We start from the raw sequence: 23,367 nt of genomic DNA, 5'->3' as shown, positions 1-23,367 counted from the left end.
CGGCTTACCTCGAAATACTCAAGCTATTTCGTAAAGCCATATATTTCCTACTATTGCCAGGTTGACTCTCTCTTATTCCCCAAACTGCAGAAGCACTGTACCTTTGCATACAGAAAGGGAGTATCGCTTTAGACTGCTTTAAAAACAGTTTTTGCGACACTCCCTATTTCACCCTGCAGTTGATTATCTCGTTATTTGAATAAAACTCTTAATTCCAAAATCGCTCTTTAAAATATGGTCCAGTACCCAGCCGAAGATAAACTCTAAAAGTTTGCGAGTATGACCATCCTGGTCTTGGTCGATTGCCGAGAAGTCAATGGACTCTACCTCTTTGATGAAATCATCATGAGCTACCTTTTGCTTAAAATAACCCGGGTACTTGATTTTCAGCATAAAATCTTCTTCTGTTTTGAAATGGTTCACGGTATATTCCTTAAGCTCAGTGATGATTTGAATAATCTTATCGTACTTATCCGGCAGTAAGTAATTCTCTAATAAATCATAGATCTGATTGCCAATTTCGAATAGATGTTTATGCTGCTCATCGATCTCTTCCACTCCGATAGCATATTCCTCTTTCCATTTTAACACCACAATCACCTCTCTAACTCTCTATTTTCCAGTACCGACTTGAATATCTCCAGTACTATTTTACAACACCAAACTTGTTACAGCCAGTACCCTGAGCATTATCTACTCTGAAAAAGACCCGGAAGCTAATTCTCCAGGATTTTGCTTGCGGCGTTCACCCCATAAGCTGCACGGAGGTTTGGCTCGACTGTTAAGAAAGCGAGTTAACCAGCCCTGGAGCTACCCTTAAAATTATTCTACGGCATTAGCCAATTGTTCTTTGACATAATTAGGCAGAGCAAAGCATCCTTTATGGATCTCTGTATTATAGTATTGCGTTTTAATCTCCAAACCGTTCCAAGCTTGCTCATCAATATCGGTTAAAGGATCATACTTTTTCGAAGCAAAGCCAAAAAGCCAGTGTCCGGAGGGATAGGTTGGAATATGAGCTTGATAGACCCGGCAGACGGGGAAAAACTCCTTGATCCTTTTATGAGCCCGGCCCATGTTCTGTGCATAGCTTTCATAATAAGGACTCTCATGCTGATTCACCAGGATTCCATCATCCTTAAGAGCTTTATAGCAGTTACCGTAAAACTCCTTCGTGAATAGGCCTTCTCCTGGTCCAAAGGGATCCGTAGAGTCCACAATAATCAAATCATAGCTATTTTCTTTCGTCCGTATAAATCTCAATCCATCCTCAAAAAACAAATGAACCCGCGGATCCTTCAGCTTACAAGCCGTCTGGGGCAGATACTCTTTGCAGACATCCACCACCAGTTTATCGATTTCCACCATATCAATGTTCTCGATGGAGTCATAACGGGTTAATTCGCGGACAGTTCCCCCATCCCCGGCACCAATGACCAAAACATCTTTAATTTTGAGATTGGTAGCCATAGGAACATGGACAATCATATCGTGGTAGATAAATTCATCCTTTTGGGTCACCATCATCAATCCATCCAGGGTAAAAAAGGTACCAAACTCTTTGGACTCAAACACATCGATCCTTTGAAACTCACTCTGGCCTGAATAAAGCTGCCGATCCACCTTAATCGAAAAGCGAACGTTTTCCGTATGCTCTTCCGTATACCATAATTCCATAGCTATTCCTCCACGACTTTGATATTTTCAATATCCATATCCTCTGTACCTGTCAGAAAACAGCCTTTAATCTTAGAGTAAGCGATATAATCAATAATATCCTCCGTGATTTTTTCCCCTGGAGCTAAGATCGGTATACCTGGAGGATAGGCCATGACGAACTCCCCACTGACCTTACCTTTGCTTTCCTGGATGGGTACTGAGCGTTGCTGCGCGTAAAAAGCCTTCTGAGGTCCCATGACCACCACAGGATTGATATACTCATGATCAAACATGCCCGCTTTATCCCGCTGATAGCGTCGTTTAATCTCCGCCAAAGCTGAGACCAGACGCTCCAAAGCCAGGGCCCGATCCCCTACGGAGATAATGGCCAGAATATTGCCGATATCTCCAAATTCGATCTGAATCCCATAGTCATCCCGAAGGATATCGTAGACCTCAATGCCTGCCAGCCCGATATCCCGTGTGTGAATGGAGAGCTTGGTGCAATCAAAATCATAGACCGAGTCCCCATTGTTCAGCTCTTTGCCAAAAGCATAATAGCCGCTCAGCTTATTCACTTCATCACGGCCATAATTAGCCAGATAGAGCGCTTTATCAAAGATACGTTGGCCGTTTAACGCTAAGTTGCGCCGGGAAATATCCAGAGAAGATAAAAGCAGATAGGAAGCACTGGTGGTCTGAGTTAAATTAATCATATGCCGAACCCGTCCCACATTCAAGCGTTTGCCGATCAACAAAAAAGAACTTTGGGTGAGGCTGCCCCCCGTTTTATGCATACTGACTGCTGCCATATCCGCTCCCGCCGCCATAGCACTGATGGGCATATTTTCTCCAAAATAAAAATGGGTGCCATGGGCCTCATCCACCAAGACCAGCATATTGTGCTCATGAGCCAGCTCTGTTATGGCCCTTAAGTCGGAACAAATCCCGTAATAGGTTGGATTATTAACCAGAATAGCTTTGGCATCCGGATTTTCTTCGATGGCTTTCTTTACATCAGCTACCGACATTCCTAAGGGAATACCCAGTTCTTTATTGACTCCAGGATTAACATACGCCGGAATGGCCCCGCTGATAATGAGGGCATTAATCGCACTGCGATGGACATTGCGCGGCATGATAATTTTCTCACCCAGCTTGCAGACACTCATAACCATAGCTTGTACCGCTGAGGTGGTTCCATTCACCATGAAGAAAGCATGATGGGCTCCAAAGGCTTCTGCAGCCAGCTCTTCCCCTTCCTTAATTACAGAGACAGGATGGCCAAGGTTATCCAAGGGTTTCATGGAGTTAACATCCACAGACAAACATTTTTCGCCTAGAAACTCCGTCAATTCAGGGTTTCCCCTCCCCTGTTTATGTCCAGGTACATCAAAAGGCACCACACGCATGGATTTATACTTGAGCAGCGCCTCATAGATAGGCGCCTTGCTTTGTTGTAGTGAAGGCATGATACCACCCCCTTTAGGTTATACAAGATATAATAATACAAAATTTAACTTAAAAAGTCGATAATAAATAAGACTCCATTCCATCTTTAGTTCATCTTAAATTCTACTACATCTTCGGTTCACTGACCTACTAAAACTTACTCAGAGAGCATTAAACCTATAGGTTAGCATGTACCATCATCAAGTTTGGCATTCTCTACGTACCAAAGTATAAAAATACAAAAAAGCCTTGAATCCCTTTGGCAGCGATTTCAAGGCTTTTCTTCTTAAGTATATGGTGGGTTTGAGAGGACTCGAACCTCCGACCCCCGCGATGTCAACGCGGTACTCTAACCAGCTGAGCTACAAACCCTAAATGGTGCCGATGACCGGAATCGAACCGGTACGGGCTTTAAGGCCCGCGGGATTTTAAGTCCCGTGCGTCTGCCAGTTCCGCCACATCGGCAATATTAACGTATTATTGGAGGCGGCACCCAGATTTGAACTGGGGATAAAGGTTTTGCAGACCTCTGCCTTACCACTTGGCTATGCCGCCGAAGAAATGGAGCGGGTGACGAGATTCGAACTCGCGACTTTCACCTTGGCAAGGTGACACTCTACCACTGAGTTACACCCGCGTGGTGCCTTAGGACGGAATCGAACCGCCGACACGAGGATTTTCAGTCCTCTGCTCTACCGACTGAGCTACCAAGGCATGAAATGGCGACCCCGATCGGACTTGAACCGACGATCTCCTGCGTGACAGGCAGGCATGTTAACCACTACACCACGGGGCCCTATGAGTTTGGTGGGCGATGACAGGATCGAACTGCCGACATCCTGCTTGTAAGGCAGGCGCTCTCCCAGCTGAGCTAATCGCCCGTGTCAACTGACGAATTTTAGTATACACAAAAAACGGTTTTATGTCAAAGGTTTTTGTATTATTTATGGTTGTCAATTTTTACAGCTTTCGTTATTGAACTAAGTTATGTTAAATAAGCTAATCATTTCATGGTTTATCCTTTAATATCTTTTCACTGTACTCGCAATTAATTCAACTTTATTTTACGAAACTTAAAATCGCTTCTCTCACGATCTTCGCCGCCAAAAGAGCTGTTCGCTCACTGCTATCCATAGCGGGAGATACCTCCACCAGGTCAAAACCCACCACATCCAGCTCACCGAGAGCATGAATGGCCTTGATGATTTCCCGCGAAGTACATCCCCCGGCTTCCTGTGTCCCAGTGCCTGGGGCAAAGGCCGGGTCCACTACATCAATATCCAAGGTCACATAGACCGGTTTCCCTTTAAGCTCCGGAAGGACAGCCTTGAGCGGCTCTAAAACCTCTTCCACCACTAAATGATTGTTCTCCCTAGCAAAGAGGAATTCCTCCCGGGTCCCGGAGCGTATGCCGAACTGATAGACTCGATTGGGTCCCAGGGCTTCCGAGATTTTTCGCATGACGGTAGCATGGGAGTTGGGCTCACCGAAGTAATCCGTACGCAAATCAGCATGAGCATCAAAATGCACTACCCGAAGCTCGGGATACCTCTCCATAAAGGGCTTAAGCAAAGGATAGGTAACAAGGTGCTCTCCCCCCAGGAAAATGGGGAATTTTCCATCCTCCAACACCTGCTGGGCAGCATTTTCGATCACTTGCAGGGATTTCTCCACATTGCCAAAAGGCAGACTTAAATCTCCACAATCGCAATAAGCATAATCAGAGAGATCCTTATCCAGATACACACTATATTCCTCAATCCCGATGGAGACATTGCGAATACTCAGGGGCCCCAAACGGGTACCCGGACGAAAACTCACCGTATAATCCATAGGAATCCCTAAAATTACCGCATCGGCATCTTCATAAGGAGTTTCTCCCCCCATAAATACACCGGGGTTTTCTGTCATCTTCATGAGCTTTTCCCAGGGCATAACACTTCACCGCTTTCTTCATAACCTTCAAATGTAATGGCAAAAGGAGATCTCTCTGTGTGGAGATCCCCTTTATGTAGCTTTCTAATTTTATATTTAAGTATCGTTAAGCTAGCTGGATGAAACCTTCTTCTCTTTCACTACATCATCATATTTGATGGAACGAGTGTGCTTGGTATGGGACCATGATTTATCCTTGCGATTGACGAAGCCTAAAAACACGATAGGAATCCAGCTATAGATAAATACGGGGTATAGGATCAATCCCGCATAGGCACGCCAGGGCAGACGTTCAAGGGCCAAGGCCGCTACAGGGTAGACCAGAGAAATCGCGGAAAGAATCTGCCAGCCTGACCAGGGCATAACAATATCAAAAACTTGGGTATAGTAGGGTTGAAGCCCGGAAATCAGGTTAGCGAACATAAAGAAGGTGGCTATCATGACCAAAGCCGGTTGGAACAAATGGACCGCTGCATCAAAATACATGATTTTTCGTTCCTTAAATGCCTTGTACATCAGGGGGAAGAAATACCGACCCGCTACATCCACTTGCCCTTGAGCCCAACGTTTCCGCTGATTCCAGGCCTGGATAAAGGTCAGGGGTTTCTCATCATAGACAATGGCATCATGAGCCCAGGTCGTCTTAATTCCACTAATTAAGGCCTTCATGGTAAACTCTAGGTCTTCCGTAAGAGAGGTAGCCCCCCAGCCAAGATCCTTTAACACTTTGGTGGAGATACACATACCTGTTCCACCTAACACATTATTAAGGAAGCCGGTGTTATAGCGTGCAAGCTGCAAAAGCCTGTTGGAAAGCCAGAATGTAATGGAGAAGGTGTTGGTGACCCAGGTATCATAGGGATTTTTCGAATCCAGGTAGCACTGAACAATCTGATGTCCCTGACAAAGCTTGCTGTTCATCTCGACCAAAAAGGTCTCATTGACCAGATTATCTGCGTCAAAAATAATGACGGCATCATATTCTCGTTCCAGCTTAAATAAGCGATGGAACATCCACTCCAGGGCATAGCCCTTTCCTCGTTTTTCATTATTAAAACGTTGATGGACCAAGGCTCCCGCGTTCTTCGCGATCAAGGCTGTTTTGTCGGTACAGTTGTCTGCTACGACATAGACATCGTAGAGCTCTTTCGGATAATCCAGGTTCAACAGATTATCCACTAAAGGCCCGATGACCGCCTCTTCATTATGGGCTGCTACTACCAGGGCAAAGCTTTTTTCTGGTTCCAAAATCTTTTTCTCCGGTCTGCGAAACAAACCAAACATGGACAACACGAAATAGTAAAATGTCATAAAAATGATAATAAGCTGTACTGGAATCATGATCATATTGAACAAGTGAGAACCGGTAACACCAGACATAAAACCCATGTTCCCAACCTCCTTTTAACCTTAATCATAATATCACAGGGTTATTTTCCTCGCAAGGCGAAAGATGTCTAAAAAAGGGACAACTTCTGCTTGTCCTATGCATTTATATGCAAATGTTCTCTGCATTATACCTTTAATCTATCCAGGAAGGCCCGTGTCTTAAACTTTAGCCGGAGGAAACTATCTTACCGCCGGTAATGAGTCTTTAACCAGAGTAAAAGCAGTAAAGAGGTGGCAAAAACCAGAAATACGAAACTCACTTTAAGGGCAAAAGCAATCGAGGACCAATACATTGAACTCACCGAAGTCCCTGTCACCCAAGGTATTGCTGCCCTGAATATCTTAGCGACGCCTTGACCTATGAGCAAAAAAAGTCCCAGCCCGGAAAGAACAGCGATAACGCCAACAATTCCTATGGGGGTATCCAAATGCCAACGGCGGGTTAATTCCTTTTTCATCCAATAAAACTCAATTCGTAACTCTCGAATAAAGCGGTTCAGCATTATCATTCACCTCTTGCTAACAGATTATGTTAGCAAGGTTCCGCAAAGAATTTGGCCCTTTGGGTATAGAATTGCTAATTTTTGGATAGAATTTCTTCCAAGGAGGTGGATTCATTTGCCTAAGTTCTCCGATGACGGTAAATATGTCCATTGCGCTTTTTGTAATCAGAAATTCCGTTTCGAGTTTGATGCACTTCATCATGAAAAAGAGAAGCACGCCGACAAAATATGATTTGACTTAAAAGAAAGCCGCCCATAATCCTCAGGATTATGAGCGGCTTTCTTAAACTCATGAATTAGTGCGGTTTACCCTGTAAAGGCCATGACCGTAATTACGGTAACTACTAAAAGCGCCAGAACAAATAAACCTGATTTTACGTCCAGATGCAGCTTATCGAGCATTCAAGTCCCTCCTCTTCTTTACATATTGGGGAGTTCGATGACATGTTGATAGGGTTGCAAGAGTTACAGTAAAATCTTCCCATCTACTGGTACATCCATTGCTTCAAATGATGGTGTTAATGATTATCAGTATAATACCATACAATTATGATTATTCCAATATGCTTTATAATATTTAAAAATATTTTCCTTACTCTTTCTTCTTGTTTTTATCCTTTGAACCCTCGGTATGATTGCTATAACGAGATAGTACGGCAAATAATACCCCAATGACTATCCATATCAAACCCGAAGTCAGATTTCCCAAAACAATTTTATAAACCCCCGCCGCGATAAAAGCGATTCCCACTAAGAGATACCATAAATTGATATTCCTATTCATTAAAACCCTCCTTTCCTTAGTCCTGACTACCTCAATTCTACCTGACAACTCCATCTCTGCCAATAAAAAACTGCCAACGACCTCATCTGACGATAAGATAATTGGCAGCCTTTCATCATAACAGAATAGAAAGAACGATAGCTGCTGCAACCGCGACAACAGCAAGGATAAAAATAACAGATTTCGGGTGAAGATTATAATTGTTTTGCACGCGAAATCCCTCCTTCCCTGCCAAATTGGGGTAGGAGATACTCGGGGTGCGTATTAGAAGTTTACACGAATTGCGATGACCCTTTTAAACACCTCCTTTATTCAAATTTAGTCCAGTAAACCTGCTGGGCTACTATAGGTCGTCTAGTCTTAGACAGCATCCCGATTAGGTCCAACCTCACGACAAGATAGTATTTCGCCACAGAAACCTAAAACACCTTCTTCAAAATATGAAATTTTTCCATAACTCAGAAAATTAATTATCTACTATATTATCTACTTATTCATAGAGCACCAGCTCCCCACCTATCATAGATCATGGACAATAAAAACCTTATAGCCTAAATTAATATCTTCTTTAAAATCTCCAGATACTTCCTGGAAAAGGCCCCATTCTGACCCTCCAAATAAGCTAAAGCTTCCTCTACCCCCACTGTCTTCCTATATGGCCTTCCTGCCGTTATCGTATCGAATGCATCAGCAATCATAACAATCTTTACATATTCATTAATTTGATCCTCTTGCAGCTGATTTGGATATCCACTTCCATCTAATCTTTCATGATGCTGAAGTATTATATCATGGCTTAACATAGCAAGCGAACACTCCGCAGTGCATTCTACACCTAATTCGCAGTGTTGCCTGAGGATATCCTTCTCCGTATCACTCAGTGATGTCTTCTTATGTATAATTCTTTTCGGGATAAGCAATTTCCCAACGTCGTGAAGGATCCCCCCTAACCCAAGATCCCAGAGTAATTTTTGAGAAACCCCCGACTCCATTGCCATCATCAAGGAAAGAAGAGCCACATCAATAGAATGGGTATAGAGCCAATCAATATGGTTACCTAATGCCGTGAGATACATATACCATGGTTTCTTTTTTGATTCAAATACTATGTTGACAAGTAGAACACTTGCCCGATTGAGCAATTGATCGTCCGCTCGTTTGTATCGTTCATCAAGTTTATATATTTGTTTTTTAATTTTTTCATAGGATTCTTCTCCTGTTAAAGGATGCTCAACATTTACTTGTGTTTTTTCGATCTGCTCTAATTCAGATAAAAAGCCATACTTTCTCTGAAGTCTCAAAAACTGTTTTAAAGTAATTTTAGTCCCCTTAGCTGATAAAAGAAGTCCTTGCTCATTGTAATAATCCCTTGGGCAAACAACTCTTTTCATACCTACTGACTCACCTCCACTAATTATGCTCTTAATTCATACAAAAACTAATAGTTATGCAACAATATTACAATATTGTTGCATAATTAATGGATTGTTTAATAAATAAACTTCAAAATTTGCTTTTATTCTCACCAAGTCAAAATATTCTTTAGAAATGAGGTATGATTTGACTATTCATACCCTTAGTTCCTAACATAAAGATTATAATGAATAAGAAAAATGCACATAGGAGGAAATATCATGACTGTCGAACCTATTCGAGATAAAATACAAATACTGGCACTGTATAACCATCTAAACCAGTTTCATCCTAAATATGCTATGATCTTTAAATTTGGAATTAACACCGGATTGAGAATCAGTGATATCATTACACTTAAGGTTTCAGATATTTATTTTGAGAAGCGGCAGTTCAGAGATTACTTGGTTTTAACGGAAAAGAAGACTGGGAAGCTAAAAAAAATTAAACTGAATGATACTCTGCGGGAAGCATTGGCACTTTATATTAGTGAGCAAAATTTAGAACTAGGCGACTATTTGTTTCCCAGCCAAAAGGGGGGCTATATAGGTAGAATTCAGACATACCGAGTATTGAAACATTCTGCCGTCACATTAGGAATAGAGAATTTTGGCACACACAGCCTTAGGAAAACATGGGGTTACTGGACATATAAACTATCTCAGTACAATATTGGTTTGGTCATGGATATCTTCAACCATAGTTCACAGAGTGTCACTCTACGCTATATTGGTATTAATCAAGACCAAAGAGATCAGTTGTATGATATGGTTCAGCTTTAATAGAACATTCTTCTTTGTCTCAATGCCTGAAGCTTCGTGATTAATCTGTCATTATTGACATGCATAGACCCAGTAAGGTATATTGAAAATAAGAAATGCAACAATATTGTAATATTGTTGCATTTCTTATTTTTTATCGCTCCGCACTTTATACAAAGCTTTCGATGCATAGGCTTCTTGATTGCTCTAGATTTTCTCTAAGGGTTTTAAAGTGGGCCCTTCAATGGGGTTACCCTCTATATCGTAGCGAGAGCCGTGACAAGGGCAATCCCAGGACATTTCTGCATCATTCCACTGAACCTCACATCCCAAATGAGGACAGGTGGTATCCACCCTATGCAGGTTCTTCTCAGAATCCATATAAATCCCCACACGACGACCATCCATATTGGCAATCACCGCCTCACCAGGGCTTAGGCTATAGATTTCTTTTCCTCGCATGAGCTTCCCCGCAGCAAAGTCAAAAGCCAGCAAGGAACTATTCGCCACGAAGCTTGCTGCGGAATTTAAAGTTATTTGTCGAGAAGGATCATAAACCCCCTGCCAAGGGGAGTAACCCTTCACGATCCGATCCCGGATGATTAAAGCGGCTACGGTACTGTGAGTCATTCCCCATTTCCGAAATCCCGTCGCAATCAATAGATTAGGCTTACTCTTGCTGATTTGTCCAATGTAAGGCACCTCATCCAAGGTGGTGCAATCCTGTGTAGACCAATAATAGGGGAATTCCTCTACGGTAAAAAGTCCCCGGGCGAACTCCATGAGATTTTTATAGTGTTCAGTCAAGTTTTTCCCATGTCCTGTTCTGTGCTTTTCACCAACGACAAGAATTCTCTCCCCATCAGGCGTGGGCAGTCCCCTCAAGGAACGGGCCGGATCTTCGGCATTAATGTACATTCCGCCGGGAAAAGACTCCTTGGCCTTAAGGACTACAGCATATTCCCTTTCTTGATATATTCTGGATACATAAAGACCGGGTAAAATGTGGAATGGGTAGTGAGAAGCTATCACCACATAATCGGCCTTTACCTTGCTGTCTTGCTGGGTTAGCACCAGAAACGGCCCATCCCCTCGAATATCCACAGCTTTAGTCTGTTCAAAAATATGTCCCCCCTTTTCTCCGATCCTTTGAGCCAAGGCCAGAAGATATTTACGGGGATGGAACTGTGCCTGCTGTTCAAAGCGCAAAGCGCCTTTGATTAAAAGAGGGAGGTCCAACTCAGTTACATAATGGGCGTCAATTCCGCATTGCCGAGCCGCTGCCAGTTCCTTCTCAAGCTTCTCTTTGGTTTTATTCTGCTGGGTATAGATATAAGCCGGCTGCCGCGTGAAGTCACAATCAATATTCTCCCGTTCCACCAGCTTCGCCACGAAGTCTATAGCGGATTCATTGGCTTCAGCATATTGCCTTGCTTTTTCCGCTCCTATCTGCCGAAGGATTTTATCGTAGATGAGGCCGTGCTGAGATGTCAGCTTAGCCGTGGTATAAGCTGTCGTACCCTGGAGGATACGATCTGCTTCCAGTACGGCCACCTTAAGGCCTTCCTGGGTGAGAAGATAAGCCGAGCTGATTCCGGCCATTCCCCCGCCGATTACCGCAACATCAACAGAAATATCCCCTGCTAAAGAGGGGTAGTTGGTTTTAGGTGTGGAATCCAGCCAATAAGAGGGTGGCGTCTCAAGACTTTTATCCAGATAATACTTGCCCGCTGTATGATGAATCTTCATGAGTTTATACACTCCCTAAAACCATAGTTTTTTTACTGTCTTTCTGCATTGACTGCCTTATTTAGGTTACCCCCTTTTTCCATTATCACTCCTTCTTAACTCCACTCCTTTAGTTTGACCTTATTTATATTCTTCCTTCAAGCTATAATTATCAAAACTACAATATGCAGAAAATAGCTCTGAAAAGTCGGGCGCACACCCTATGGATTTGCTACTCTATGCATAGGAGGTCATGGTCAATGGATTCCATCCGTTCGTTGAATAGGGCACTGGAGTATATCGAAGAGCATCTAGCGGAAGACATCGATTTGGAGGAAGCGGCGAGGCTGGCTTATTGCTCCGAATATCATTTCAGAAGAATGTTTACCTTCCTGGCCGGAATCACCCTATCAGAATACATCCGTCGCAGACGCCTCTCCCAAGCCGCCTTTGAGCTGAGAGACCAAGATGTCAAAGTCATTGATATTGCTTTGAAATACGGTTATACTTCTCCCGATTCCTTTACAAGAGCTTTTAGAGAACTCCATGGTATCACACCCTCAGAAGCCCGGAGGGACACCCATTCCTTAAAAATCTACCCTAAAATGATCTTCCAACTCACGATTCAAGGAGGCAATGAAATGAACTGCCGTATTGTTGAAAAAGAATCCTTTCGTATCGTAGGTCTTATGAAAAGAGTAGCCATTCAATTTAACGGTGTGAATCCGGAAATCACAGCCATGTGGGGTTTATTAAACCCTGGGATGATTCAACAGCTGAAAAACCTCTCCAATATAGAGCCTTTCGGTCTTCTACAAACCTCCACCAACTTTTCCGAAGGTCGTATGGAGGAAAAAGGCGAACTGGATCACTATATCGGCGTTGTTACCACCCAAAAGTGCCCAGACAATCAAAACTATGCCACCCTTGAAGTCCCGGCTTCCACCTGGGCTGTCTTTGAGTCCGTCGGCCCCTTCCCCGAAACCCTACAGGCCGTCTGGGGAAGAATTTATTCTGAATGGTTTCCCTCTACCAACTATCAACTGGCCCAAGGCCCGGAAATCATGTGGATGGAGAATTTTGATTTCGATTCACCGGATTTTAAGAGCCAAATATGGATACCCGTGAGGAAATAGCATCCCATTGACCTTGCGGCACCCGCAAAAAACCCTCAACAGTCCATTCCTATGGAACAACTGTTGAGGGTTTCGTTGCACTATCAGAAGTATTAACCACTCATATGTATAAAAAAAAGCTTTCCAACTCATTGCGATTCCATATTAGACATCAACGCAAATATAGATTATCCTAATAGTAATATAACTATAGAAAACGGGCAAACCGTTAATTAAGGGTTAGATTGATTAAAAAGGGGGATTTACAATGACAACAGCGTTATGGATTTTAGCTGGATTGGTCTATCTTACATTTGTGGTAATTTATCTAAGACGTGAAATGGTGAAATTATGCCATCCTCATACATTGAACCACGAGAACAAAGTGCCTAATCACCAACCTGAACCCAAAACTCACCTCTTCTTAGTTCATACATCTCGGTAAGTACTAATGACTCCATCACTGGAGCCTTAATGATCCTTAACTAATGAGGGACAGTAAATGGGCGGCATTTACTGTCCCTTATATCCTTAAGCTTGCTGCGCTTAAGGGTATGTTACGAAATATCTTCCAAAGCCTTACCACCGGTTCGCATTCCCCACAGCAACAACACCGCCACAGGGATACAGACCATAATGGCGACCATGTTGTACACACCGGAGAAATAGTATAATCCGAACACCACAGGCACTATATTCTGTAATACTGCAGTGGCTAAACGTCCTGAAGCATTGTGGATGCCTGTTGAGGTATTTCTCATCTTTGTGGGGTAATTCTCTGCAATATAGCTAAAGGTAATAAAATTTAAAGCCATATTGGCAGAGATCAAAAGAAACCCACAAACCACAATAGAAATAAATCCATCGACTCTACCGAAAATCACCGCCAAAACAGCTACACTGACAGCCATCGCTGCCATAGGTATCTTTCTTCCTCCCTTATCCGCAATCAAGGAAGAAAAATAACATCCTGCCGGAACACCAAACATAAGCAGGGTGGAGGCTGTTAGAGCATCTTCAACCCCTAAACCTCTTTGACTCAGAAGAGTTGGGGTCCAGTTGGTGATCACAAATCCTGCAGGTACTGTTAACATAACAAAGCATAAAATCACGAGGGTCCGCTTGATGTATTTCCGGGAGAAAAGACCAATGATAACTTCCATAGTCTTCACTTTAGGTTCTACTTTGGAGGCTGCTTCACTTAAGTCAACCTTGACATGACTTAAGTCTTCAATGACCTTTTCTGCTTCTGTGATTCTGCCTTGAGCTACTAACCAACGAGGAGATTCTTTTAAATACTTCAGCCCCAGAAAGAACCCTATTAAGCCCAAGCCCCCAACATAAAAGATATACCGCCAAGCATCAGGGCTCATCGGAACAACGATTCGGCATAAGATTCCTACCAAAGGAGCAGCCATAAAGCCCACTGAAGCCGTTAGACTCTGCCACTTTCCCCGGGTAGCTGATGGTGACATCTCGGCAATATAGACCTGGGAAGTAACCATCATGCAGAAAATACCAAACCCTGTAACAGCACGAGTTAAGGTAAACATTGTAACGTCCGTAGCGAACCCATTAGCAACTGAAGCTATGGAGAATATTAGGATGGAGCCGAGGAAGGTCTTTCTCCGGCCGATAAAATCCGAGATAACTCCTCCTGTTAAGCCGCCAAGGGTCATAGCTACAAAGTAGGCAAAATTAATCTTTCCCACATCCGCCATGGTGATACCCCAGCTCTTCATTAAGGCCGGAGCAATAAACCCAAAATTCCAATTGTCCATTTGCTCGAAAAAATAAGCCAGCATAATAATCAGGAATAAGATCTTATGGACTGATGTGACTTCCAGACCATCGAAGTAGTTGTTTTTAACTTTGTGAGATGTTTTGCTTGCTGTCGTCTGCGAATTCTCTACCAAAGCTGCCATTTCCATTCTCCTTACTAATGTGAAAAATTAAACTTTTGTTGTTTTATTCTTCACATAAATATAGATTTTACTTTATCCTTGGTCTTTCATTACCTTTTGAACTACACGTGCTGTATTTTGCTAAAGACCCGAGACAACAACTCTCCTTTCCTTTGCACTTGTGTTCTCAATCCTAATTATAGTTAATTGTTATACATCTCACAAAACAGCAATTACTTTACTTATTCCACAAGTAAAACTTGTTAATCATTCATGGTCTTTGCAGTGCTCTCCAGACACTCTAAAAACTTTTGTGCCGGAAGTGACACAGGATGTTCCGCAGAAGTGGCCCAAGTATAAATGAGCTTTAAGCGCATATCTGACTGCACTGTAAGCTCCTTCAACAGTCGATTCTCATTGAGTTCCAGCATAGAAAAGGCACCCATTGCCAACCCGTCAATAATGGTTTGACGGAACAATTCGTTGTTTAGGGTTTTTAAAAAAACCTTAGGCGGAAGATCCGCTCTGCTAAAAATCTGAGCGATGATTTCTTCGTATTGCTGTGTATCATAATAGACCATGGGCAATTTCACCATAGCATTGGCGGATCTCAGCTGCTCATTATTTAAAGCCCATGACTTAGGAACGCATACAATCAATTCGTCTCGCAAAATCTCCTTATAAACCAAGCCAGGGTAGGCTTGCAAAGGACTCCCCTTACCCTGTTCCTGTGCTTCCGGATAATTGATAAGGCCCACTACCGTAGGGTTCTCCTGAATCCAGGCAATAGTTTCTAAGGGGGCTTTTTCCTTAATCGTTAAGTTCACATTGGGGTATTTTGTTTTAAATAACTTTAAAGCCTTAGGCAAAACCGCCGTTCCCGAAACATGAGTATGAGAAAGGGTCAAATTCCCCTCCACCATTTGCTCTTGTCCCTGTTTAAGTTGTTCTAACTCTGTCGTTAATTCATCGTATTTCTCGATGATTTCTTTTGCTTTTTGGACAGCTATTTGCCCCGCATCGGTCAGGCTAATTCCGTGCCGACTTCTATGAAACAGCATAGCATCAAGTTCCTGCTCTAACCGTGAAATGACTTGACTCAATCCTTGCTGGGAAATATGCATCCTCCCCGATGTTAATGTAATGGACTTAGAGTGGGATAACTCTATTAGAAAAATTAAATCTGTGATACGCATTTCAAACACTTCCTCACCGCAGTCGCTTATTTATCTGTATCAAGAGATGAGTGACACTTTGGTCCGGATAAGTTGACCAATTTCCCTTTATTGTACCTGCTTGTTATAAAAGGTTCAATCCCTCTGGCTGCAATTCCCTCTAAGTAATTATTGGCATCAGGATTTTTGCTCTTGCCTGAACCTTTAATACTAAAAAAGATGCTCCCCTAATGAAACAGACTGGCATACACTTCTGTCTATTTTTAGGAGAGCATCACTCAATTCGGTCTTCTCATCAGCACTTTAGAAAGCAGGAATCCTAACTGTGCCTACTCTTAGAATTGCGCTGACAAATGAGTGTCATATCTCTTGTTATCGATATTCAGATAAATTTCAAACTCACCGGACAATCCTTCTCTACTTACATAGAATTGAAAATCATTGTCGTTTTGCTCTTCGAAGGAGACGCAAGCAGCAGTAACATCGTGAACCTCGGTAGGAATATTATAGAATTTGGATTGCTCGGCTCCCTTTAATTCAAGGAATACCTGGGATCCTTCTTTAAAGCTTGCTCGAACCGCTAAGCGGTCTTCTTCAAGAACGATATTGAGATTGTGTTTTTCCGGAAGCTCTGTTTCAGCATCTTTGAATTTAATTCTCATGAATTCAGGGGTTACTCCAAAACCGCCGAGGAGTTCACCTTTTCCAAGGATAAGGTTGGTTTTTTCATCGTATGGGCTAATTCTTCTCGCCCTGTAGTAATTACCCCCTTGAACCTTTAACTCATACTTTAACTCATCATTTTGTACTTCTACTGTGATGGATTCTAAGGTTAAATGGATATGCTCATCTTTGTATTTGTTCAGGAGCATTGCTCCTAAGCCATCGGTGTGCTTACCTCTGTAAGTAGCGATACCGCCGGAGTGAACCATATAATGGCCTTCGCCGTAATAGTCTACATTGCAGATATAAGGGGAGTAGAATTCGGCCCCTCTTTCCTTACCGTACTGCCATACTTGTTCGATCTCCATTTTATCGGTATTGATTCTATAAATTACACCGCGCGAGAAGTTTTGCTCAGGCTCCACGCGGGTAGCCTCGTTTTTAGAACGATAAGTTCCGTTATCAAAGATGAAGACATCACCGTTGGGCAGAATTCTTGCAGCATGCTGCTCATACTGCCAATCAAAGTCTCCCTTGGTTATATTCTTGAAGAAGTATTTTTGCCATTCTTCCGACCAACCTTCGGGATCGCCGATAATCCAGTTCAATGCTCCGCTATCATAGTCAAAGTTGATGACAGCGTCCATATGACGGCCTGACATGGTGATGGAATTAGTGGGTTTATCGTACCACACCGAGTTATTGTGGAACCAGTCATGGTGATTCCAGTCTCCCGCTTTGCCTTCGCCTCTGGGGAGGATTTTTTGCAGATCCCAGGACTTAACGATTGCTCCCGTAGCGCGATCGATTTCTACCACGAAGTCTTCCACGGAATCGTTGAAATCGTTATCAGAAGCAGCTAAGATGTTGCCATTTTCCAACTCAACGGCATCATGGTGGTAGCCACCGGGGAGACGATACTCTTTATAAATCTTTCCGCAGAAATCCATCTCCATGACACCAACGGTATAGTAAGGTTTTTGAACGGTTCTATGGGAAGTATAGAGCAATCTTCCGTTTTCTAATTTTTTAATATCCCAGCTCTGAAGATTGGTAATGCACCATCTCAGATCCCCGGCATAGTCAAAGCCAACCGTTCTTGCAGATTCAATAAGAGGTGTTGTGGTAGAAATCAGCATGAAGTCTTTGCCAAAATACCCTGATGTTGTCTTACAATACTGAGCTTTGTTTACATTGAGTTCTTCAATTTGAACTTTAACTTCAGAGGTTTTACCGTTGCCCAGCTTAACCTCCACGGTATTTACATAATCATCATATAATCCGTAGATCGGTAAAACATGCTCTTTAGCTGCGGCAAAGGTATGGTTAAGATCCCCTTCTACTGCTTTCCCTTTAACCGTGATCTCCGCGGTTGTTTCTTCATCGGTGTTAAAACAAATAACTGCTGCGAGGGGGTTAATAATATATGGATTTTTAACAACCAATGGATTCTCTACAGAATAATTCCCCGATCTCAGTTCTGCTAAAAACTTCTCCTCAGACTCAGCTTGCAAAGTAATGAGGTGCTTTTCGGTATCTAAGTAGGTTCTCAAAACTTCCACTCCTTACTAATAAAATTTAAAGTTAGGTTTTGTCAGCATTACCATTTGGGCATTTGCTCTTGTTCCCTCTAGCACAATCATATACCAATTCATTTGCCTTGATAATAAATAGTTTTTTGGCATATTCCACAACGATTTGTTGTGCTTATTAAATAAAAGCTTAAATGGCAGCTATCTGGTCGATAGTCTGCCATTTTTTTCGCTTTAAGAATGCATAATTATGCGTTCTTACTATATCTTATAAACTTAAAACTGATTATAAATAAAATTCACCTCATTGGATTCTGCCAATACATACATCAATATGATACCTAGTATTATCACCGTATAAAGCAGGCTTTCACTGAGCATAGGTAAGAATCGCTTCATTCACTTCCACCCACCCTTTCCACCCCAGGTGCATGGTATCCCGCAAAAAATATTTATCATATTCATGATCGGAAAAATCAGCAAGGTCGTATCCTGCCTTGCTAATAAGTTCCTTCACTTTTTTATAATATTGAGTTCTATCCTCCTGAGGGAATCCGCAATAATCATACCAAAATCCGTTAACCGGAATACTGACGAACAATGGTTCAATCTCTAATTCCTGACACAGCAGAAGCAATAACTCGAAATCCCTATACTCTGGAGAGTCCAGATAAGACTGGTCTTGCATAGTGCCTTTGAGATCAGGAAGCTTTTCTTTCAGATATTCATTAAAATAACTGTTGTCAATTCCAAATTCATTATTATCCGAAAGAGCTTTCCCCACCTCTTGGGCACGCTTCTTTTCAGATTCCCAATCTATCTCCACATTGAATTGCTTCATTGCCGATTTGGAATCACCCCTCCTATCCCCTTTCCAATGAGCAGTATTTTCCATAAGGGTTCGGTAGCCCTGGACACGGTCCTTGGTTAATAACTGGGCCTCCTTTAATCTATAGTAGGGTTGTAAAACTCCCAAAAAGCCTCGGGCATACCCGGCATCATTGTAGGAGAGGTAGGATAGAATTCGCATATCCATACTTTCATCTTGAACTAATAAGGAACTCACCCGTTGGGTAACCAAGCTTTTTAACTGAGGACTGATCCCTTCATTGTTCAAAAAGGCTAGATAGTGCAGTTGGGAAAAATTCTTCTTAAAGTCGTCAGAGGTTATCCCTGTTTTGCCGAACCACTGGGGAGAAAGAAAGAATACGATCTTTTCTCCTTTAAGGGAATCGCCTAAAGCACCGAAATTAATCAGATGAATCAAGCTTTGACAATACCCTCTACCAATCAGGTCATAATAAACGCCTTCGTATTGTCCCGTAAAAAAGTTTACCGGCTGAAAGGGATCTTTTGACCCGCTCAACTCTGAAGAGCCATAAACCAAGATGCTGCTATCCTTTTCTATCCCGGTCCTCTGAAGTACCATGCCTTGGTTCTTCTGAATATTTAATTTATAGCCAAAGGCCGGGTCGTAAGCCTCATTAATTTTAGAGGCTAGGATCTCGTTACCCGCCCAAACTATAAGACATGAAATGACCAAGGCCAAAGCTAAGGGGAGAAATCGTCTCATCCAGCAACCCTCTTACTAAAGGTGGCGATGATTTTCGCCGGAGTCTCAATATCTGTTCTTTCTATCTCTGTGGGCTCAATTTTGATCCCTAACTCTTCTGCGCCTACTAAAAGTTCAATCACTCCTAAAGAATCCAAAATCCCGGCCTCAAAAAGATTCATATCTCGTTCATTTCGCACCTCATCGGTACCACAGACTCGTTCCAATAAACTTAAAATCTTTTCTTCCATTTTTGATCTACTCCTTTATTATCAAGAGGCTTATAGTATTTGATGATGTTAACCGGTGGCACGCTTCCCGCTCCAGCTCATTCTCCTCTACGCCCCTTCGTTGCCATGGGTTCTCTCCTGTATGTAAGCTACCCTTACGGGTCGTTAGGACCACTCTACTTGAATAAATATCCCGAAAAGATTAGAAAACCAAAGCAAACCAGGTTAAATGTAATCAAAGTGGATGCCGCAGTCCAGAGGGGATAGTTCTTATATTTCTTATAAAGGGTACTATGTCTCTGAAAGTAGTCCGTACTTATAATCAGTACCCCGTGATAAAGGCCATAAAGAATGTAATAGATCTCGGTACCATGCCAAATTCCCATGGTTCCCATGGTTAGCAGATAGCCAAGATAAGATGCGGTGTATCTGTTTTTAAAGCGTTTTTTCTTCATGGAAGCCATGACAAAGCGTGTATATAGGTAATCTCTGAACCAAAAAGATAGGGTCATATGCCAGCGATTCCAAAAATCTTTGATATCCTTACTTATAAAAGGTTTATTAAAATTCTCCGGCGTCCTAACTCCCAGGATATAACTTATCCCAATGGCCATCAGGCTATATCCCGCAAAGTCAAAAAACAAATAGAAGCTATACCCATACATATACTTTACGGTTTCCACTAGGTCATAGGCTTCTGTGGGAATTTTACTCAACCAATAGATGTAGATAATATTCCCTATAATAAATTTATAACCCGCTCCAAGGAGAAGCTTTCGCAGTCCCAGATAGACCCTATGGAGATACTCATCCCGTGGAATAATCTGATTTACTTCATCCAAGAATCTTCTGGAGCGATCAATGGGCCCTGAACTTAGGGTTGGGAAGAATAAGAGAAAATAAGTAAAATCCAATAGTCTTACTTCCTTAATGAGACCGTCGCTTATTTCCAGAAGCATCTGAACGACCTTAAAAGTAAGATAGGAGATTCCCAAAAAACCCAAAAATCTATCCGTAAAAAGATGACCCCATTTGGATAAAGCCAGGGGAAGTAAGGCTAAAAGGACGGCAAGCCATAAAATCCATCTTTGGGAGTACTTTTGCCTCAGAAAGCTATATCCTTTAACGAGAAAGAGCTCCCCCAGGTAAAATAACACCAGACAAAAAAGCTGAAGCTTAGAATCTGAAAAAAGAAGCCCGATGATGAGCAAAGATGCTAAGAGTCCATAAAGTTTAAGACGTTTTTCCATTACCCCTAAGAGAATGCCTGGAAGTAAAATCAATCCGATGACGTAGAAGAAAAAAAGATTACTATAGGGAATCACTGAAACTCCTCCATAAGTGCAACTCGATTCACTTTGCCATTGACCGTCATCGGCAAAGAATCCCTAAACATGATTTTTCTTGGAATCATATAGTCCGGCAGATAGTTTTTTAATTCAGCTTTGATCATCTGCCCCATCTCAAAGTCCTTTTTATCGAACTTTTTGTTCGGAACCACTACCCCTGCCAGATAGTGAACCCTCTCTTCCTTCTTAATGGGCAAGACCACCGCATTTGCAACCCATTCCACCTTGCGCAGGTTATTCTCAATATCCTCTAACTCAATTCGATAGCCATTCAGCTTGATCTGAAAGTCGATTCTCCCTCCATAATGAAGAAGTCCTTCTTTCAGGTAACCCTCATCCCCTGTTCGGTAGCACCGTTTCACATCCCCGTCGAAGGACCGATTAAAAAAAGCCTTATCCGTCATTTCTTCGTTACGATAGTATCCCGGGCTTACACTATCACCTACGATGACGATTTCACCCCGGTCTCCTTCCTCCTGAGTGACCCCTTCCGAGTCCATGATGAGAATTTGGCAATCCTCCTTAACCCTTCCTACCGGCAGAGGCTCGCCCTTGGCGCACAACTCCAAATCCACTAAGAGAGCTGTCACCGCCACAGTCGCTTCCGTAGGACCGTATGAGTTAATGACCTTGGCTTGGGGAAATCGTCGGTATAATTTTTCCGCACATTGATTGCTCAAGGTCTCTCCACAAAACATAAACACTTTCATATTAGGAAGAAGTTCGCTCTTGAAGCTGGAGTCCCCCAGGCACATCTCTGCAAAAGATGGAGTTGAGACCCAGACTGTTACTCTGGATTCTTTAAAATGAGCAAAAAGTTCCCTCGGCTCAGCGATCATGGCCTTATCAATACTGTACAGGGTAGAACCGGAGACGAGGGCCAGATAGAGATCCATCACAGACAGATCAAAGGAAAAGGGGGCCTGGTTCAGGAAGACCTCTCCCTCAGGAAACCGACCCACTCCCACACCCCAGCGGATAAAACTCTCCAGATTAGCCAAGGTTATCTGAACCCCTTTAGGTTTTCCTGTGCTTCCCGAAGTATAGATAATATAATAGGTTTCATGGTGTTTTACTTGATAATCTTTAGATGGAGTCTTGCCTAATCGGGACCGAATCAATCGGTTAATCTCATCTGATTGAACTGTCCTGATCCCTTCCCGTTCCGGGCTCTCGCCAGGTGAGAGAATCAATCTGGTCTGAGAGCTCCGAATAATATCTTCGATTCGCTGACTGGGCAAAGAAAAATCCGCGGGGATATAGGCATGTCCAGACTTTACACAAGCTAAAAAGCAAATGAGCATTTCATGCTGCTTATGACCATACACAACAATGGGCGTTCTATCGTCCCCAAAAGTTTCAATCAAATAACAGGCCAAAGCATCGGACGCTTCTTTTAATTGTTTATAGGTAAGTCTACTATCCTTATATTGATGCGCCACTCGATCAGGACAGCTTTCAGCATAGCTGTCTATTCTGGATATGAGATTCAACTTTTAATCCTCCACTCAATGCAAAGGTGTTCCTCCTTATCCTATCACGAATCCGCTCATTTGCAAATATTGGCTTTTAAAGCAGCTTATGAGCTATTGCCCGATTACAACTTTTGGGATACTTTAACTGCTCATTGCGAGTGTCTTGAATTATATAATACAGAAGATAATCGTGAACATATGTTTCCAGCCATTATGTTTGATATACTTATGTTATTGTCTGCCAGGTTATTCAGTTGTACTGACCCATAAAAAATTAAGAACATTCCAGTATATTTCCTGACTGTTTTACATCCGGGGAAAGGAATGGTTATCAAATGAATAATAAAACCCTCATTGGATATCTATCGTCTTAATCGCACCAGTAATTTATTACCTATTCTTTATGATGTGGGCTAATAAACCTTAAAGGTTCATTAATTCGAACCTTATACGCATCACTACTCCATGCCCTGCCTCGTTGCGCTGGCATTAAGCCCCACGCTTTGCTTGGAAGACCTGAACAGCTCCAGTTTCGTCATACCGCCCGCATCGTTCTGGGGCATAATTTCCCCCTCTCCTCTCCCAGTAAACTCAGCAAGAGGAGAGGCTGGGTGTAAGTCAAATTCGTCACTGGGGGTCTGTTGACAAATAGGGTAAATCATAGCGATTAAGGACCATCAACAATAATTAACTGAGAGATTTCTCTGCAGACTTACTATCCTCAGCTTAATTTGCGGATAGGAGACAG

Annotated in this window: 20 protein-coding genes and 7 tRNA genes; 3 read left to right on the top strand and 24 right to left on the bottom strand. The window is 42.5% G+C overall.

Translation table 11 applies throughout. The features are described 5' to 3' along the window. Positions 1-183: 183 nt before the first annotated feature. From DESPCE1_RS0100785 to DESPCE1_RS0100700, 15 genes are all read right to left on the bottom strand, one after another. Entirely contained in the window at positions 184-591 is a 408-nt protein-coding gene (locus DESPCE1_RS0100785; RefSeq protein ID WP_019849159.1) for a bacteriohemerythrin, read from the bottom strand. A 231-nt stretch (positions 592-822) separates the two neighbouring features. After that, complete coding sequence (speE, locus tag DESPCE1_RS0100780; protein WP_014792143.1) at positions 823-1,677, bottom strand: polyamine aminopropyltransferase; 855 nt, start codon at positions 1,675-1,677, stop codon at positions 823-825. 2 nt (positions 1,678-1,679) lie between these two features. After that, entirely contained in the window at positions 1,680-3,131 is a 1,452-nt protein-coding gene (locus DESPCE1_RS0100775) for an aminotransferase class I/II-fold pyridoxal phosphate-dependent enzyme (RefSeq protein WP_014792142.1), read from the bottom strand. Between the two features lie 275 nt (positions 3,132-3,406). Then, positions 3,407-3,483, bottom strand: a tRNA-Val gene (locus DESPCE1_RS0100770). Between the two features lie 4 nt (positions 3,484-3,487). After that, positions 3,488-3,576, bottom strand: a tRNA-Leu gene (locus DESPCE1_RS0100765). A 16-nt stretch (positions 3,577-3,592) separates the two neighbouring features. Next, positions 3,593-3,666, bottom strand: a tRNA-Cys gene (locus DESPCE1_RS0100760). Positions 3,667-3,673: 7 nt separating this feature from the next. Beyond that, a tRNA-Gly gene (locus DESPCE1_RS0100755) sits at positions 3,674-3,748 on the bottom strand. Position 3,749: 1 nt separating this feature from the next. Continuing rightward, a tRNA-Phe gene (locus DESPCE1_RS0100750) sits at positions 3,750-3,825 on the bottom strand. A gap of 6 nt (positions 3,826-3,831) precedes the next feature. Next, positions 3,832-3,907, bottom strand: a tRNA-Asp gene (locus DESPCE1_RS0100745). A 9-nt stretch (positions 3,908-3,916) separates the two neighbouring features. Beyond that, a tRNA-Val gene (locus DESPCE1_RS0100740) sits at positions 3,917-3,992 on the bottom strand. A 178-nt stretch (positions 3,993-4,170) separates the two neighbouring features. Continuing rightward, entirely contained in the window at positions 4,171-5,046 is an 876-nt protein-coding gene (speB, locus tag DESPCE1_RS0100735) for an agmatinase (RefSeq protein ID WP_019849158.1), read from the bottom strand. Between the two features lie 111 nt (positions 5,047-5,157). Then, on the bottom strand, positions 5,158-6,435 hold the full coding sequence (locus DESPCE1_RS0100730) for a glycosyltransferase family 2 protein (protein ID WP_014792140.1): 1,278 nt from the start codon (positions 6,433-6,435) through the stop codon (positions 5,158-5,160). Between the two features lie 185 nt (positions 6,436-6,620). Continuing rightward, the gene (locus DESPCE1_RS0100725) at positions 6,621-6,938 is read right to left on the bottom strand and encodes a hypothetical protein (protein ID WP_014792139.1); all 318 of its coding nucleotides are present in this window, start codon (positions 6,936-6,938) and stop codon (positions 6,621-6,623) included. Between the two features lie 592 nt (positions 6,939-7,530). Next, positions 7,531-7,722, bottom strand: coding sequence for a hypothetical protein (locus DESPCE1_RS0100710; protein ID WP_014792137.1), 192 nt, complete (start codon positions 7,720-7,722; stop codon positions 7,531-7,533). Positions 7,723-8,273: 551 nt separating this feature from the next. Next, on the bottom strand, positions 8,274-9,113 hold the full coding sequence (locus tag DESPCE1_RS0100700; RefSeq protein ID WP_019849155.1) for an HD-GYP domain-containing protein: 840 nt from the start codon (positions 9,111-9,113) through the stop codon (positions 8,274-8,276). A 243-nt stretch (positions 9,114-9,356) separates the two neighbouring features. Here DESPCE1_RS0100700 and DESPCE1_RS0100695 point away from each other — a divergent pair, with 243 nt between their 5' ends. Further along, positions 9,357-9,917, top strand: a complete 561-nt coding sequence (locus DESPCE1_RS0100695) for a tyrosine-type recombinase/integrase (RefSeq protein ID WP_014792135.1) — start codon at positions 9,357-9,359, stop codon at positions 9,915-9,917. Between the two features lie 186 nt (positions 9,918-10,103). Here the strand turns inward: DESPCE1_RS0100695 and DESPCE1_RS0100690 are convergent, their stop codons facing one another. Then, positions 10,104-11,645, bottom strand: a complete 1,542-nt coding sequence (locus DESPCE1_RS0100690; RefSeq protein WP_019849154.1) for an FAD-dependent oxidoreductase — start codon at positions 11,643-11,645, stop codon at positions 10,104-10,106. Between the two features lie 239 nt (positions 11,646-11,884). Between DESPCE1_RS0100690 and DESPCE1_RS0100685 the strand changes: the two genes are divergently transcribed. Further along, positions 11,885-12,760: an AraC family transcriptional regulator gene (locus DESPCE1_RS0100685; RefSeq protein WP_019849153.1), complete on the top strand. Its 876-nt coding sequence runs from the start codon at positions 11,885-11,887 to the stop codon at positions 12,758-12,760. 247 nt (positions 12,761-13,007) lie between these two features. Then, entirely contained in the window at positions 13,008-13,184 is a 177-nt protein-coding gene (locus DESPCE1_RS22880) for a hypothetical protein (protein ID WP_014792132.1), read from the top strand. Positions 13,185-13,296: 112 nt separating this feature from the next. Here the strand turns inward: DESPCE1_RS22880 and DESPCE1_RS0100680 are convergent, their stop codons facing one another. The 8 genes from DESPCE1_RS0100680 to dltA form a co-directional block, all read right to left on the bottom strand. After that, the gene (locus DESPCE1_RS0100680) at positions 13,297-14,664 is read right to left on the bottom strand and encodes an MFS transporter (RefSeq protein ID WP_014792131.1); all 1,368 of its coding nucleotides are present in this window, start codon (positions 14,662-14,664) and stop codon (positions 13,297-13,299) included. 242 nt (positions 14,665-14,906) lie between these two features. Further along, positions 14,907-15,839: a LysR family transcriptional regulator gene (locus tag DESPCE1_RS0100675; RefSeq protein ID WP_014792130.1), complete on the bottom strand. Its 933-nt coding sequence runs from the start codon at positions 15,837-15,839 to the stop codon at positions 14,907-14,909. Positions 15,840-16,153: 314 nt separating this feature from the next. Further along, complete coding sequence (locus DESPCE1_RS0100670; RefSeq protein WP_019849151.1) at positions 16,154-18,034, bottom strand: aryl-sulfate sulfotransferase; 1,881 nt, start codon at positions 18,032-18,034, stop codon at positions 16,154-16,156. A 255-nt stretch (positions 18,035-18,289) separates the two neighbouring features. Next, complete coding sequence (locus DESPCE1_RS24110; RefSeq protein ID WP_242831386.1) at positions 18,290-18,343, bottom strand: hypothetical protein; 54 nt, start codon at positions 18,341-18,343, stop codon at positions 18,290-18,292. 40 nt (positions 18,344-18,383) lie between these two features. Beyond that, on the bottom strand, positions 18,384-19,586 hold the full coding sequence (gene dltD / locus DESPCE1_RS0100665) for a D-alanyl-lipoteichoic acid biosynthesis protein DltD (RefSeq protein ID WP_019849150.1): 1,203 nt from the start codon (positions 19,584-19,586) through the stop codon (positions 18,384-18,386). Further along, entirely contained in the window at positions 19,583-19,816 is a 234-nt protein-coding gene (gene dltC, locus DESPCE1_RS0100660) for a D-alanine--poly(phosphoribitol) ligase subunit DltC (protein WP_014792126.1), read from the bottom strand. Before dltC ends, dltD begins: the two co-directional genes overlap by 4 nt. A 155-nt stretch (positions 19,817-19,971) precedes the next feature. Continuing rightward, complete coding sequence (gene dltB / locus DESPCE1_RS0100655) at positions 19,972-21,120, bottom strand: D-alanyl-lipoteichoic acid biosynthesis protein DltB (RefSeq protein WP_019849149.1); 1,149 nt, start codon at positions 21,118-21,120, stop codon at positions 19,972-19,974. Further along, entirely contained in the window at positions 21,117-22,637 is a 1,521-nt protein-coding gene (gene dltA / locus DESPCE1_RS0100650) for a D-alanine--poly(phosphoribitol) ligase subunit DltA (protein ID WP_019849148.1), read from the bottom strand. The genes dltB and dltA overlap by 4 nt, the downstream gene beginning before the upstream one ends. Positions 22,638-23,367 lie beyond the last annotated feature (730 nt).

It is taken from the genome of Desulfitobacterium sp. PCE1 (assembly GCF_000384015.1).
Lineage (GTDB): Bacteria > Bacillota > Desulfitobacteriia > Desulfitobacteriales > Desulfitobacteriaceae > Desulfitobacterium > Desulfitobacterium dehalogenans.
This window is presented reverse-complemented; position numbering and strand designations above follow the sequence as displayed.